Genomic DNA, 12,978 nt, shown 5'->3' on the forward strand with positions numbered 1-12,978 from the left:
CATGCCCAGATGGCTCAAGGTCCAGCCGGCCGCGGTCGGCTCGGCCGCCGCCGCTGTGTACGTCGCCGCGTCGATGCTCTACCGCGCGGTCATCGCGCACACCGGCGTGTTCGAGCCCGACGAGCTCGTGGCGGCGATCGCCGCGGTGTATGCGCTGTGGGCCCGGACCGTCGTGACGCCGCTGGCCCGGCCGCGAGACAAGGGCGGTCGGCCGCTCACGCTGCGGGCCACCGCGACGCCGGGAGAGCACTGGCCGCAGCCGGGCCAGATGTAGGCGGCTCGCACCGTCCAGCACGACGGCCCCCGGTTCCTCTTCGGAGGGACCGGGGGCTTTCGTCATGCCCGGATGTCAACTAACGCCGGTCATCTGCCGGTATTGTGCCCACTGCCGCGTGACCACTGCATGCTCCAGCACCCACTCCGTGCTATCGCGCTCGCACTGATCGCGCCAGCGTCGGGCAAGAGCCTCGGAGAAGGCATCGATCCCGGCCGCGTCAGCACGGCTCCAGGACGGAAACTGGTCGATCCACGCCGCCGCGTCGGCCGGACTGTGCCCGGCTTTGAGTAGCCAGGGGATGACGAGACCGACCTCAACCCACGCTGCGCCGCGCGCAACGAAAGCCCAGTCCACAAGATGGACGCGGCCATCTGGCGCAAGAAGAAGATTGTCCGGATTCACGTCTGTGTGAAGTAGCGTGTCGCCTGCCGTCGAGGTCACATCGACGCCGGTCGACTGCCAGCGGCGCTCTACACGGCTCTTCACTATGGGAGGGCAAGGCGTCCGCTGAAGCGACCGAATCGTCTTGGCGAGCGCAGACAGGTCTGGTGAACCTGGCGAGTAATCGGCATGGCGGCCGTCCACATGCTCAAATCCGAGGGCGAGCCACCCTCCAGCCTCCGCACGCCACAGAAGCCGGGGGGCGAACTCGCCGACATACGGGTTGACCGCCGCTTCCCAGCGCAGCGCCCGGACCTCGGCACCGTCCGTGTCCGGCGACGTTTTCCGCGCGGCCTTAACGAACACGCGCCCGTGCGCCGTGTGCAGCGTGGACGCGATGTGCGCGTGATTTCCTCGCGTGGCCGGTTGGATGTCGTGGATCAGACCGGTGCGGTCCTTGATGGCCGCCTGAAGACGTCCAGGCAGCTCGGTCCAGGCGATGCGCATGGGACTCCTAAGCTAGGAGAGCGGCGGCAGGATGGGCGGCGCGCAGCACGGCGGGCAGCAGCTCGTCGCGGTGGACCAGAACTCCGGGTCCACACGGTAGCCCGTGGCGTACAGCGCCGGGAGAGTGTGCTCCAGCGCGTGGCCGGACCGCATCTCGGCGGTCAGGACCGGCCGGTGGTGGATGTACTCGCCCGCGATCTCCCGGCAGAACGGCACGTAGTCCTCGGTGTGCTCGATGAAGGCGTGCCACGCGGGGTCGACCGTGACGTCCGGGACGACGCGGTAGCCCGCGCCGTCCGGCAGCATCATGGCCTCGGACTTGGCCTTGCGGGTGTCGGCGTACGCCTTGAGGAAGACGAGAGCCTGACCGAACATGCGCTCGGCGTAGACCTGCGTCACCTCCATCTTCTTGGCGATGTGCGTGGTGACCTTCTCGAAGACCTCGGGCGAGACGAGTTCGCGCGGGTCCTTCGGGTCGGTCTGGGGCTGATGCAGAGGGTGTTCCGCCGTGATCGTCACGACTCTCCTTCGGGTTGATGCTGCGACTGACGTGAAACCGCTAAGGCCGCCTTTCTCTCGTTGGGTCGCCGGGCGGGATTCCCCGCCCCGCCCGGCGGCGTTGTCCCGGCCCGAACCCGACCGGGACGTCTCCAGGGGGCCACCCGGGGGAGCTGCTGGAGGCCTGCAAGCCTCGGCGCTCGGCCCCGGGGCGGCCCGTGGCCCGTGCGGCCGACACGGGGCCGGCCAGCCGCACGGGGATCTGGCGGACGCGCGGCGGCTGCGAGCTGGGGCGAGATTCCATCTCCGCACCGCGCGCCCACGTCTACGTCGACCCGTCCAGACGGGCCTGCTCCTCGAGCATCGACTTCGCCTCGGCCGGGTGCCGGCGGGCCAGCCGCTCGAGCTCGGCCAGCTCCTGATCGCGCGACATGCGCCCAACCGGGACCCACCCGTCGATGGCCTCCCGGAACTCCCGCAGCTCCTGGTCGTAGCTCACGCTGCCACCGCCAGCTCCACCTCGCGGCAGGCGAACACCAGCCGCTGCGGGTTCGCGTCGAACAGGATCGGCGTGGCGGTATCGAACCGGGCGATGGCCATGTACTCGCGCCGATACCAGCACCACATCACCAGCCACTGCAGGCACAGGCCCTGGAGCTCGGCGAGCTGAGCGGGGCTCGGATCGCCGGGGCAGGCCGGAATGTCGGCTGCCGTGTCGTCGACTGCGGGCCACCGCGGCGCGGGCCGGCGGAGCAGCCAGGCGAGCGCTGCGAGGACTCGCCGGATCACTGCTCGGCCCCGGCTGCTTCGGTCACGCGGAGGACGTTGGTGATGCGGCGGGCCGCCTCGTCGACGTCCTCCGCATCGACCATCGGCTCGTACTCGGGGGGATCGTGGCGGGCCGCACCGGACCAGACCCAGTGCCACCACAGGGCGCCCTGGTGCTCACGGAGGACGATCGGCTGTCGCATCCGCCTGTCGCTGGGGTTGCGGACCTCGACGACGCCGTCCGAGTTGACCGCGACGTTGAATCCTGCGCGGACGAGAAGCGGGGCGAGCTGCAGCGTTAACGCCTTGACCTGGTCGGGAGCGGGTGTCGTGTCGGTGCTGGCCTGCTGTCGATCCATGACGTGTCCGCCGATTCACTCGGAGTCACCTGCAATCGCGGCACCAGCATCGCCTCAGCTCATCAGGCAGGGCGATGACACGACAAGACATCTACCGACATCTGGCTCCCAAGTGCATGCCGCGAGATGTCTACAGATGGCACGCTGTCGGACATGACGAATGAGCGATTGCGCCGAGGGATGCTGCGCGCCGGCTTCGACATCGCCTCTCTCGCCGCCTCGGCGGAGGTCAGCGAGAAGAGCGTCGAACGCTGGATCCGCGGTGACGTCGTCCCCTACCCGCGCACCCGCTACCGCGTCGCGGCGATCCTGCAGGAGGACGAGTCCTACCTCTGGCCGCAGTCCGTCGACCGCGCATCGCTCGCTGGCGCCGAACTGGTAGCGACGTGGCCACGCCGGAGCGACGTCCCCCGACACCTGTGGACCGAGCTTCTACGGCAGGCGGAACGGAACATCGACTACCTCGCGTTCGCCGGTCTCTTCCTGACCGAGGAACACCCCGACTGGATCCCGACGCTCCGGGCCCGGGCGGAGGCCGGTGCACGGGTGCGGTTGCTGATCGGCGACCCGGACGGGCGGCAACTGGCCTACCGGGACACGGAGAAGGAGATCGGCGGAGGAGTCGCCGGCCGCGTCGCCGCGGTGCTCGCCTACTACCGGCCGCTCGCCGGCCTCGCTGAGATCCGGCTCCACGACACCCCGCTGTACAACAGCATCTACCGCTTCGACGACGAGATGCTCGTCAACACCCACGTGTACGGAATCCTCGCCGCCTACACGCCCGTGATGCATGTCCGCCGAGTGGACGGCGCCTACTTCAACACCTATCTGGAGAGCTTCGAACGGGTGTGGGCTTCGGCCCGGCCGCTCGACGGGGAGTCGCAAGTATGAGCCGAACACAGAGGGTCGACCACTGGCAGGACCCGGACGCCCCTGAGCCCACGAGCCGTAAGCCGTCTGCGAGCGTCCTGGTGCGCGACGAGGAGGGCCGAGTGCTGCTGCTCCGCCGCACCGACAACGGGCTGTGGACGATTCCCACAGGCGGCCTGAAGAAGGGCGAGACAATCACGCAGTGCGGGGCCCGTGAATGCCGGGAAGAGACCGGCGTCGAGATCGAGGTCACCGGCCTGGTCGGTGTGTTCACCACCCCGGATCACGTCATTGAGTACCGCAAGGGCGATAAGGTCACCGAGGTCCGGCAGCCGGTGAACATCTGCCTACGTGCCCGGCCGGTCGGCGGCGAGGTCACCACGACGGATGAGGCATCGGACGTCCGGTGGGTCGACCCGGCCGACCTCGCCGGGTACGAGATCCACCCAGCGTTGCGCCGACGCATCGAGCACGGGCTGACCGCGAACGCTCCTCACGTCGACTAACGCATCATGACGATGCCCCGCACGAAGCATCGCGCGGGGCATCTCCGTTGTGCGGCTTACTCGCTGCGGACCAGGCGCAGGTGCCGCTCCGGCATCTCCTCGCGGTCCTGGCGGGCGCTCAGCAATGCGTACTGACGCCTCACCTCGTCCAGGTCCAACCACGCGGCCATCAGCGTCTCAGCAATCGTCTCCTGCGCCTTCAACTGCCGCTGGAGACGGGCGACCGCGAGCTGGTCAGCGGTCTTCACTCCCCGGCGTCCTCACCGCGTCCAACCTTCACCAGCCGCCGCAACTCCGCCGCCAGCGCCTCCGCCTCGTCGAGCGTCAGGTGGCCGCCCCGGTCGGTGTCGTTACGGCCCAGCCAGATGCGCGGCTCACACTCCCGGTAGTGCTGGAGGAGGTACAGCCGCATCTCCTCCGGCTCGCCGTCGAGGTCGAGCGGGTCGGCGGCCGTCAGCGTGACGGACGCGTCCCGCCCGGCGTGGCTGCGGTCCTCCGGGTGATCGTCGTCGCGGTGCTCGGTCACGAGGAGGCACCAGGGCGGGCAGTTCCCGGGCAGCCAGTACGGTCGCCTGGTGGCGCTCACGCTCCCGCCTCCTCGTCGATCAGCCGTGCGGCCTGCTCGTCGTCGAACACCTCGGCCATGACCTTCCGGTACTGCTCCACGTCGGAGTCACGGAGGCTGAACAGCGCGGCCGCGATGTGCGCCGTCTCCTGAGCCTCCGGCCCGTCCTCGCCAAGGTGGGTCAGGGCGTCCCGCCGGTAGTCGTCATAGCGGGCGCTCAGCCTCCTGCCGAGGCGGGCGCACTTCTCCACCTGCGTGCGGTCGATCGCGTTCACGCGCCGTACCTCCCGTAGCCCTCGGCGGGCATCTCGGCGAGCTTGCCGCGCAGGTACTCGACGTGCCAGGCGACGTTCGCGTCGTCGCGGTCCAGGACGCCCCGCAGCATCACCAGGGCCTGCATGACCCGCCGGTCGAGGATCTCCCGGTACACCTCCTCATCGCCCGCCGTGCGCGGGTAGGGGATGTCCAGCGCCTCGCGCACGGCGGCGAGGGCGTCTCGCCAGTCCGGCGTGCCTCCGTCGCGGCGGCCGGCGGGGTATCCGGCCTGGTAGTTGGGACTCTGGGTGGAGTCGGGGGCTTCGCCCGTAGGCTTATCCACAGTCGGACCTCCACTGTCCGATCAGGCCCCGGCCGGTGGTTGCGTCACCGCGTCCGGGGCTGCTTTATGTCCAGGTAAATCCTGGATTTCGTATTACGATACTCCGCCTCATGATCGGTTCGCAAGATCAAAGGTCGAGCTAGATGCCATGATTCGTATTACAGAAGCGTGTAGGAGGGTTCATGGTGGAGAAACCGGTGCGCTCGGTGCGCATCCCGGACGGCCGATGGCAGGCCGTCAAGGACAAGGCCAGACGGGAGAACAAGACGGCCTCCGACGTCGTCAACGAGGCGCTTGAGGAGCACCTGGCCAAGGACGAACGCCGGAAGAAGAAGTAGCCCCCAGACCGTGCGGCCTGGGGGCTACTCGCGGACGCCGGTCTACCGGCCGGCGACCCCGGCAGGTACGCCCCGCTCGGCGAGATCGGCGAGGTACGCCTGTACCTCCCTCGCCCGGTCCGTGCCGATCCGCAGCTGCTTCTTGATCGCGCGAATGCTCGGCACCCTCCCGGCGAGGACCTCCTCGGCGAAGACACCCGCGGCGCGTACCTGGCACTCGTCGGCCTCAGGTACGCGTACCTCGTCGTCAGGTACACGGCCGTCCTCGTCGAGCCAGCGGACGAGGGACTCGGGGGTTCCGGGGAGCAGGTCATCGTCCAGGGGCCAGCCGAGCGCCGGGTGGCTCGGCGGCACCCGGTACAGCGGCGAGGACGCCGGCGCGGCCGGGACGGCCCACGGCGCGGCCGGTGACAGGTCGGCGAGCGCCGCCGCGTGGTACAGCACGCCGAGCTGATCCACCAGCTCCTCCTGCCGGTCCGGATCCGACGCCAGCCCGGCGTACTCCACCGCGGCCGCCATCACGCGGTCCAGACGACGCTCCGCCCAGCCGATGCGCCACGCCCGCTCGCCGCGCGCCCGCAGGACCCGCAGCCGCTTCGCCGCGCGCGCGACACGATGCAGACGCCGGTGCACGTCGACGTCGGCCGCGGTACGGTCGGCCGGCTCCGCCAGGCCGAGCCAGACGAACAGCCGCTCGGGCGTGACCCGCCAGTGGATCGACCGGCCGGTGATCCGCCGCCGCTCCACGGCCATGCTGCGCTCCCACAGCCACGCCGCGACGAGCGGCGCGACGAGGCGGAACAGCACCTCAGCGAACGATCGAGCGTCGAGCGCGGACAGCACCGCCGACAGGCCGGTGAGCGCCCACACGGCCGCCCCGTCGACCCCGGCCGTGTGCGTCGCCGACTCCGCGACGTTCCGGCGGGCCCGCAGCGCGGACGTGAACACCGAGACCTCGATGAACGCGAACAGCAGGGCCCGCAGCAGCCCGGAGAAGTGCAGCGTGACGGAGAAGAACCGCCACATGCCCGTACCGGCCACCGTGGTCGCGATGACGGCCGCGATGACCGTGAGGACGTCTTCGGCCCGCCGACCGCGCGTCAGCTTCCGGACGACGGCCAGGACCAGGACCAGAGCGACGGCCGCGGCGGCGAGGGCGTACCGGGGGTGCGCCCCGGCCTGGTGGATGAGCTGCGACGTGCTCACGGGGTCACCTCCCGCGCGGCGGTCAGCGTCTCCTCGGCAGCGATCTCCTCGGCGGCAAGCCGGATTATGCCCGTGCCGAGAGTGTGCAGGTCGGTGGACAGCTCTTCGTTGCGCTCGCCGATCCGGTGACTGAGCCGGTACATCACGGCTCGGATCAGCGTCTGCTCGGTATCGGTGAGCCGGCCGTCGCCGTACCCATAGAGCGTGGCGTCACGGAGAGCGGACAGCGTCCGCTCCGCCCAGGCCGGGCGCTCGGGGTTGCCGCCCGCGGGCGGCGTCATGCTCGTAGGATTCTGCATGGGTCGGACCTCCAGTGTCCGGTCAAGGCCTCGGCCGGCGTCTGCATCGCCGCGTCCGGGGCCGTCTTCTTTCACGGGCTGTGGATCTCCGCTGCGGGCCGGTCAGGGGGCCGGGCGCTGTGGGAAATCCGTGGGATGATCTTGCTCCTGAGGCCGTGTCAGGCCGTGTGATCCCGTGCAATTCCGAGGCTTTTACCTGGTCATATGGCTATATGTCCAGGCTGGGGGATTCACTTGACTTCCCTGATAAGGATGAGGCCGGTGGTTCAAGTCCACCTAGGCCCACGCGAGGCGGGCCATCGCGGTCGGCGCTGAAGCGCCTTCCCCGATGGCCCGCACTGTGTTTTCCGGGGGGACGACCCCCCGAGCCCCCCGATGTGCGGGGCTCCGCCCCCCACGCCCCCCTTGGGCTGGGGTTTCCGGGCCGCTTCCTTCGGACGACTCTCCACAGGCTCTTGCGGTGACCAGCGTTGTCCCCGTTGGAAGTAGATCTCTAGCCTCACGGGTGCGCGCGTGCCCCGAGCGCTGGCCGAAATCCTAGAGTCGGTCCCGTGCCCACTGACTCACCAGACAGCTTCGCCCGCCCCCGCGTCGCCGCCGGAGTCCTGTTCTACGACGAGCAGGACCGCGTCCTCATGGTCGTGCCCTCCTACAAGGACTACCGCGACATCCCCGGCGGCTACCTCGAACACGGCGAGCCCATCACTCCCGCATTCTGACGCGGCGCGAGCCCCGTTCTTCGTCGAATTCCGCTGTATTGGATCAAGGCGGCGATGCAAGCGCCGCCGCAGACCGCCCGCTCCGGCACGCCTTACGGGCGCGCGGCGTGGGCGCCGGTCCCTCCGGCCGTGCCGATCGGGCGGCCAGCCTGACGAAGACCCAACCGCGGACTCTTCCAGCCTCACCAGGCCCGGACCCCTTTCGCGGGACGGGCGCAGGGCCGTCGGCCAACTTCACTCCGTTCGCCCTTCAAGTCGCCTTCAGCGATTGGCAGGCCGCCCCGCTCACCACATCACGGCTTTGGTAGATCATGCCTCCGACGGGGGCGCTCAGGCTCGGGGATGGAGCTGGCCCGCACGCGGGCACGGTGGTCCGTGGTTGGGGTGGAAGCCGGGTCATCCCCTCCGCCGACGCCCCAGGACAAGCCAAGCAGACCAGGCCCCGCCGGGGGTAAGGCAGTATGGCCCGGGTGACCAATGCGATAGGTGAGACGTTGGATGACCTACAGCCGCTGCTGTGGGACCAGCACTGCTGCCTCCCGTTAAGGCCCGACGCCGACGTCGGCCACCTTTTGCGATTCCAGGAGATCGGAGGGAGCTTTGTCTCCGTCAACGTCGGCTACGCACCGAACGACGCCGACTCGACGCTGAGGATCCTCGAATCGTTCCGGCGGCAACTCGCCACGGACCAGCGTTTCCTGCTCGCCGGATCGGCGGCGGATGTGGTCACGGCACAGGCAACCGGCCGGCTTGCCGTCGCATTCGACCTGGAGGACGCTAACCCACTTGACGGCCGACTCGACATGGTCGAGCGCTATCACCGGTTGGGCGTGCGGACGCTGGTCCCCACCTACAACTACCGCAACGCGGCCGGATCAGGATGCATGGACGCAGAGGACGAGGGCCTGACCGCCTACGGACGCGCGATGGTGCGAGAGATGAACCGGGTGGGGATAGTCGCCGACGGCTCGCACTCCAGCATCCGCACCGGGCTTGAGCTGTGCGAGGTTTCCACCGGGCCGGTCATCTACAGCCACACGTGCATGCGGTCGGTGTGGGAACACGAGCGAAACATCACCGACGAACAGGCCAGAGCTTGCGCCGCGACCGGCGGGGTGATCGGCATCTCCGGTGTGGGAGTCTTCCTCGGTCCCAACGACATCAGCCTCGATGCGCTGCTCCGCCACTTGGAATACGCGATCGAACTCGTTGGACCGGACCACGTCGGCATCGGCACTGACTACCCCTTCGACATCGACGATTTCAATCGCGAGCTCACCGAGAACGCGGAGCTGTTTCCCGAGAGCTACACGCGCTGGGGGCCGATTCGTTTCGTCGAGCCCGAGACCCTGTCCCCGCTTGCGGCCGTCCTTGCCGACCGTGGCTATCCCGACGAGGCGATCACCGGCATCCTCGGCGGCAACTTCCTGCGCGTCGCACGTCAGGCGTGGAACCCGGAGGCGCAGAACAGTCCTTCCGCGGGGTGATCAACGATCGCTGATGAAGAACCCGAGCTGACAGCAACGGTGACAGCAACAGGGGCAGACACCGCCGGATGAACGTGGACCCGCGCGGACGGCCCACGTCGGCCGGAGGCTCACCTTGCCGCCGCAGTAGACCAGCGCTCATGGCATCTGCCCCTTCTGTCTGGCGATGACGACGGCAAGGATCCGGTTGAGGGGAAGCAGGCAAGCCGAACAGATCAGGACTCAAGGGGGTGAAGGTCGTTCGTCCGGTGGGGCGCCCTTTATCCCGCCTGGGCCGCTTCCCTGCGGGGTGGGATGACGGCAGAGGGGATGACCCGGCGGGCGGTGCTGTGGCGAGCGCCGCCAGGGCGTGTCCGTTGCGTGCCCATCGGAGCGGGCCTCAGTTGGCGGCCTGGAAGCTAGTGATACTCGTCCGAGACGGCGATCGCGGTCTCAGCCCAAGTCGTGAAGAGTTCGCAAGTAGGCCATGAAGGGCTTGTCTCCTCGCGCCAGGTGAGATGTACGAGTGCCCATTGAGAACGTTCAGGCGGCCAGAACAGAACGTCATTGCAACATTCCCTCCGGGCTACCGCCGCGGTAGACCAGCGCTCGTCGTATCTGTCCCTTATGTCCGGCGATGCCGACGGCAAAGATCGGTGTCTGGGACGGAGATGCGGCTCTCCTGGCCGCGCCGGGCAGAGGCTTCCCCAGGCCTGTGGAAAACTTCCGCCGTGTCATCGCTTAGGTCACCGGGAGGGCCGATGCCACGCGTCATCTCCATCATCACGCGGATGTCGTATCGCTGGCACTGGAGCAGCCTGCAGACGCCGCCGGGGCCTCTCGTGGGTTCTGATGTGTCTGCGCTTCCGTACGGCTGCTTCGCCGTCGTAGTGGCCACCTTGTCGCCGCGGTAGACCGGTGCCTGTCTCATCTGTCCCTTCTGTGCGGCGATGCTGACGGCAAGGACTCGGGCCATCCATCGGTGAGGCACGGTCCTCCCCCGTCGTGCCGGAGCACGCGCGGGGCCGTGCTGCGACGATGGCCGGATGGACGAGGGCTCGGACGCACGTACGCCGATCATTCTGGGTGTGGACGACCTGCGCGAGCTACCGAGGACCACGCGGCTCGCCCGTACCAGCCGTGAGGGTGTCCGGCTCCTCGAGGAGCATCGTGACCATCGCATCGACGAACTCTGGCTCGATCATGACCTGGGCGGTGATGACAGCATCATGCCGGTCGTGGCCGTGCTCGAGGAGGCGGCCTTCGACGGTCGGCCCTTCGACATCGGCATCATCTACGTGCACAGCGCCAATCCCAGTGGCGCGGAGACGGTGGTCCGCGTTCTGCGGCGCTGGGATTACCGAGTCCGTCGGGCACCTGCGTAGGGTTCATCGAACTCGTCGCCGTCCATGGGGTGGTCCTGATAGGTTCTTGGTGAGCACTCAGCCTTTCTGGCCGTTGATTCTTCGGCCGGGAAGGCTTTTTTCATGCCTGCGGCCACCGTGCCCGGGCTCAGATCGTTCGCTCGGCCGTGCGTTGATCGGTGACTCGGTGGCACGGCCTCACCACATCATCAGGAGGTTCCTTTGGATCTCGTGTGCCGTGCCGGAGAGGATGCGCCGATCTCCCGCGTCGGTGACGCGGCGGCCGCGGGTACGTGGCGGCTCGGTGATCTGACGGTCAACCGCATCGGGCTCGGCGCGATGCGCCTCACGGGCGACGCGGCGTTCGGCCTCGGCGGGCCGAGCGACCGTGGACGTGCGATCCGGGTGCTGCGGCGCGCCGTCGAGCTGGGGGTGAATCACATCGACACGGCCGCGTTCTACTTCTCGTCGCTGCGGTCGGCGAACGAGCTGATCAACACGGCGCTCCGCCCGTACCCGGACGATCTGATCATCGCCACCAAGGTCTGGCCGGGCCGGGACTCCTCCGGCGAGTGGTGGTGGGCCACCCCGGCGCAGTTGCGCGGTCAGGTCGAGGAGAATCTGCGGCAGCTCGGCCGTGACCATCTCGACCTGGTGAACCTGCGTCTCCCGCGGCGGCGGGTCGACTCGGTCGGCGAGCACTTCGAGGTGCTGGCCGGCCTCCGGGACGCCGGCCTCATCCGGCATCTGGGGATCTCCAACGCCACCGCCGGACACCTCGCCGAAGCCCGGTCCATCGCGCCCGTCGTCTGCGTGCAGAACGCGTACGGGATCGGCGCACCGGCCGAGGCTCACGCTCTCTTGCGCGTCTGCGGGGAGCAGGGAGTGGCGTTCGTGCCGTTCTTCAGCATCGCCGGTGAGGGGCGTGAGGTCGATGCCGCTGCGGCCGAGGACGACGTGCGGGTCCGTGCCGTCGCACGCGCTCACGGCGCGACGGCCGCTCAGGTCCGACTGGCCTGGGCGTTGCATCAGGGGCCGCACGTGCTGGTGATTCCAGGGACCGGCGACCCGGATCATCTCATCGAGAATGTCGCCGCCGGATCGCTGCGGCTCACCGATGAAGAGTTGGTACGTCTCTCGGCGCCCGTGCCGGAAGACGAATAGGGGGCTTCTGCAGCGGCCTGGGAACCACGTTCGAGTAACGTCTTCATTTTCTTTCACGTTGTTCACCGCCGTACCAAGAACTCGGTAAGGCGATGCGCGTGAAACGCGGGATGAACCTAAATGCGGACCACGCTTCGGCGACCGCCTCTCGTACGGGAGAGGCGGTCGCCGAAGATCACGGGTTCGGTGTTACGGTCACCATCGGTACCAGCGACGACGCGGGCCGCCGGCGGTCGCCGAGCCACGGAACACGAAGCCCAGGAGCCACAGGACCAGGACGGCGAGCGCGATCCACCAGAGAACGTGTACGGCGAAGCCGGCGCCGCCGAGGATAAGCGCGAGGATGAGGACCGCGAGCAAGATACCCATTTTCTTCTCCTTCCGGGGATGGCGACTTCTTCATCACCGATAGGAAAGCGGTTAAACATCCACGATGACGGCCCACGTGACGAGAGGTTCATTCTTCACGAATTGTGGATAGGTGAACTCGGCGCGTGAACACCGTCCGTACGATCCTGCCTCAGAAGGAGAAGCCGCCGGGCCGTCCGTTGCGGTCGGCGATGAGCCCGGCCAGTGTCGCGATGGCGATCTCCGCCGGTGTACGCGAGCCGATGTTCAGGCCGATCGGCCGATGCACCCGGGCGATCTCCTCGGGCGGCACCCCCAGCTCCGTCAGGAGCCGTACATGCGGGGCCGGATGGCGTGGGTTGCCCAGTACGCCGATCCACCGGACGGGCCGCGTCAGCAGGTCGCGCAGCACGACGCCGAGGTCGGAGCGGTGGTGGTCGGTGACGACGACGTCCGCCGTACCGTCCAGATCGGACGGCGGGACGGTCAGCACCGGGGCGGAGCCGTGGGACACGGTCGCCGCGCGCTCGGGATCCGGCTCCAGCAGCAGACAGCGGTACCCGACCTCCGCGCCGAACCGCAGGAGGAAGCCGGCCACCGGAGAGTCGAACACGGCGATGAGCGTGCGGTCACCCACGTCGCCGGGCGACCTGCCGTGCGCGATGTCGCATGCCGGGTCGTGCTCGTGTCCGTCGGCCATGCCGCCAGTCTCCCACGCGGCCGGCGAGTTGACCTGAAGCAAGCT

General features: G+C 68.6%; 21 protein-coding genes and 1 tRNA gene. 9 read left to right on the plus strand and 13 right to left on the minus strand.

Annotated elements, in window-relative coordinates:
• Position 1 precedes the first annotated feature (1 nt).
• On the plus strand, positions 2 to 274 hold the full coding sequence (locus NE235_RS10780) for a hypothetical protein (protein ID WP_252801352.1): 273 nt from the start codon (positions 2 to 4) through the stop codon (positions 272 to 274).
• A 75-nt stretch (positions 275 to 349) separates the two neighbouring features.
• Here the strand turns inward: NE235_RS10780 and NE235_RS10785 are convergent, their stop codons facing one another.
• The 5 genes from NE235_RS10785 to NE235_RS10805 form a co-directional block, all read right to left on the minus strand.
• The gene (locus tag NE235_RS10785; protein WP_252801354.1) at positions 350 to 1,165 is read right to left on the minus strand and encodes a protein kinase family protein; all 816 of its coding nucleotides are present in this window, start codon (positions 1,163 to 1,165) and stop codon (positions 350 to 352) included.
• A 12-nt stretch (positions 1,166 to 1,177) separates the two neighbouring features.
• Complete coding sequence (locus NE235_RS10790) at positions 1,178 to 1,684, minus strand: glycine-rich domain-containing protein (protein ID WP_252801356.1); 507 nt, start codon at positions 1,682 to 1,684, stop codon at positions 1,178 to 1,180.
• 304 nt (positions 1,685 to 1,988) lie between these two features.
• Positions 1,989 to 2,162, minus strand: coding sequence for a hypothetical protein (locus NE235_RS10795; protein ID WP_252801358.1), 174 nt, complete (start codon positions 2,160 to 2,162; stop codon positions 1,989 to 1,991).
• Positions 2,159 to 2,452 carry a hypothetical protein gene (locus NE235_RS10800; protein ID WP_252801361.1) on the minus strand — a complete coding sequence of 98 codons (294 nt, stop codon included), beginning with the start codon at positions 2,450 to 2,452 and terminating at the stop codon, positions 2,159 to 2,161. The genes NE235_RS10795 and NE235_RS10800 overlap by 4 nt, the downstream gene beginning before the upstream one ends.
• Positions 2,449 to 2,790 (minus strand): hypothetical protein, encoded by a 342-nt coding sequence (locus NE235_RS10805; RefSeq protein WP_252801363.1) that lies wholly within the window; start codon positions 2,788 to 2,790, stop codon positions 2,449 to 2,451. The genes NE235_RS10800 and NE235_RS10805 overlap by 4 nt, the downstream gene beginning before the upstream one ends.
• Before the next feature lie 153 nt (positions 2,791 to 2,943).
• On the opposite strand from NE235_RS10805, the gene NE235_RS10810 reads away from it, so the two are divergent.
• Complete coding sequence (locus NE235_RS10810) at positions 2,944 to 3,681, plus strand: helix-turn-helix domain-containing protein (RefSeq protein ID WP_252801365.1); 738 nt, start codon at positions 2,944 to 2,946, stop codon at positions 3,679 to 3,681.
• Positions 3,678 to 4,166 (plus strand): NUDIX domain-containing protein, encoded by a 489-nt coding sequence (locus tag NE235_RS10815; protein ID WP_252801367.1) that lies wholly within the window; start codon positions 3,678 to 3,680, stop codon positions 4,164 to 4,166. Before NE235_RS10810 ends, NE235_RS10815 begins: the two co-directional genes overlap by 4 nt.
• A gap of 56 nt (positions 4,167 to 4,222) precedes the next feature.
• On the opposite strand, the gene NE235_RS10820 is transcribed toward NE235_RS10815, so the two are convergent.
• Genes NE235_RS10820 through NE235_RS10835 form a run of 4 tightly spaced genes read right to left on the minus strand, consistent with a single transcriptional unit; the run spans position 4,223 to position 5,329 of the window.
• Positions 4,223 to 4,414 carry a hypothetical protein gene (locus NE235_RS10820; protein WP_252801369.1) on the minus strand — a complete coding sequence of 64 codons (192 nt, stop codon included), beginning with the start codon at positions 4,412 to 4,414 and terminating at the stop codon, positions 4,223 to 4,225.
• Positions 4,411 to 4,752, minus strand: coding sequence for a DUF6907 domain-containing protein (locus tag NE235_RS10825; protein WP_252801371.1), 342 nt, complete (start codon positions 4,750 to 4,752; stop codon positions 4,411 to 4,413). Before NE235_RS10825 ends, NE235_RS10820 begins: the two co-directional genes overlap by 4 nt.
• Positions 4,749 to 5,006, minus strand: a complete 258-nt coding sequence (locus tag NE235_RS10830) for a hypothetical protein (RefSeq protein WP_252801373.1) — start codon at positions 5,004 to 5,006, stop codon at positions 4,749 to 4,751. Before NE235_RS10830 ends, NE235_RS10825 begins: the two co-directional genes overlap by 4 nt.
• Positions 5,003 to 5,329 (minus strand): hypothetical protein, encoded by a 327-nt coding sequence (locus NE235_RS10835; protein WP_252801374.1) that lies wholly within the window; start codon positions 5,327 to 5,329, stop codon positions 5,003 to 5,005. Before NE235_RS10835 ends, NE235_RS10830 begins: the two co-directional genes overlap by 4 nt.
• A gap of 182 nt (positions 5,330 to 5,511) precedes the next feature.
• On the opposite strand from NE235_RS10835, the gene NE235_RS10840 reads away from it, so the two are divergent.
• Positions 5,512 to 5,667: a hypothetical protein gene (locus tag NE235_RS10840; protein WP_252801376.1), complete on the plus strand. Its 156-nt coding sequence runs from the start codon at positions 5,512 to 5,514 to the stop codon at positions 5,665 to 5,667.
• 42 nt (positions 5,668 to 5,709) lie between these two features.
• Here NE235_RS10840 and NE235_RS10845 read toward each other — a convergent pair whose 3' ends face one another.
• Together NE235_RS10845 and NE235_RS10850 are read right to left on the minus strand one after the other, a co-directional pair.
• Entirely contained in the window at positions 5,710 to 6,873 is a 1,164-nt protein-coding gene (locus NE235_RS10845; protein WP_252801378.1) for a hypothetical protein, read from the minus strand.
• The gene (locus NE235_RS10850; RefSeq protein ID WP_252801380.1) at positions 6,870 to 7,172 is read right to left on the minus strand and encodes a hypothetical protein; all 303 of its coding nucleotides are present in this window, start codon (positions 7,170 to 7,172) and stop codon (positions 6,870 to 6,872) included. The genes NE235_RS10845 and NE235_RS10850 overlap by 4 nt, the downstream gene beginning before the upstream one ends.
• 206 nt (positions 7,173 to 7,378) lie before the next feature.
• On the opposite strand from NE235_RS10850, the gene NE235_RS10855 reads away from it, so the two are divergent.
• The 5 genes from NE235_RS10855 (at position 7,379) to NE235_RS10875 (ending at position 11,885) form a co-directional block, all read left to right on the plus strand.
• Positions 7,379 to 7,457 (plus strand) — tRNA-Leu (locus NE235_RS10855).
• Between the two features lie 266 nt (positions 7,458 to 7,723).
• Complete coding sequence (locus tag NE235_RS10860; protein ID WP_252801390.1) at positions 7,724 to 7,891, plus strand: NUDIX hydrolase; 168 nt, start codon at positions 7,724 to 7,726, stop codon at positions 7,889 to 7,891.
• Between the two features lie 470 nt (positions 7,892 to 8,361).
• Positions 8,362 to 9,378, plus strand: a complete 1,017-nt coding sequence (locus NE235_RS10865; RefSeq protein ID WP_252801392.1) for a dipeptidase — start codon at positions 8,362 to 8,364, stop codon at positions 9,376 to 9,378.
• A gap of 1,025 nt (positions 9,379 to 10,403) precedes the next feature.
• Positions 10,404 to 10,742: a cyclic-phosphate processing receiver domain-containing protein gene (locus NE235_RS10870; RefSeq protein WP_252801394.1), complete on the plus strand. Its 339-nt coding sequence runs from the start codon at positions 10,404 to 10,406 to the stop codon at positions 10,740 to 10,742.
• Positions 10,743 to 10,952: 210 nt separating this feature from the next.
• The gene (locus NE235_RS10875) at positions 10,953 to 11,885 is read left to right on the plus strand and encodes an aldo/keto reductase (RefSeq protein ID WP_252801737.1); all 933 of its coding nucleotides are present in this window, start codon (positions 10,953 to 10,955) and stop codon (positions 11,883 to 11,885) included.
• A 195-nt stretch (positions 11,886 to 12,080) separates the two neighbouring features.
• Here the strand turns inward: NE235_RS10875 and NE235_RS10880 are convergent, their stop codons facing one another.
• Both NE235_RS10880 and NE235_RS10885 read right to left on the minus strand, forming a co-directional pair.
• Positions 12,081 to 12,254, minus strand: coding sequence for a hydrophobic protein (locus tag NE235_RS10880; protein ID WP_252801396.1), 174 nt, complete (start codon positions 12,252 to 12,254; stop codon positions 12,081 to 12,083).
• Between the two features lie 151 nt (positions 12,255 to 12,405).
• Positions 12,406 to 12,933 (minus strand): XdhC family protein, encoded by a 528-nt coding sequence (locus NE235_RS10885; protein ID WP_252801398.1) that lies wholly within the window; start codon positions 12,931 to 12,933, stop codon positions 12,406 to 12,408.
• Between the last annotated feature and the right edge of the window lie 45 nt (positions 12,934 to 12,978).

It is taken from the genome of Actinoallomurus spadix, from assembly GCF_024055725.1.
Lineage (GTDB): Bacteria > Actinomycetota > Actinomycetes > Streptosporangiales > Streptosporangiaceae > Actinoallomurus > Actinoallomurus spadix.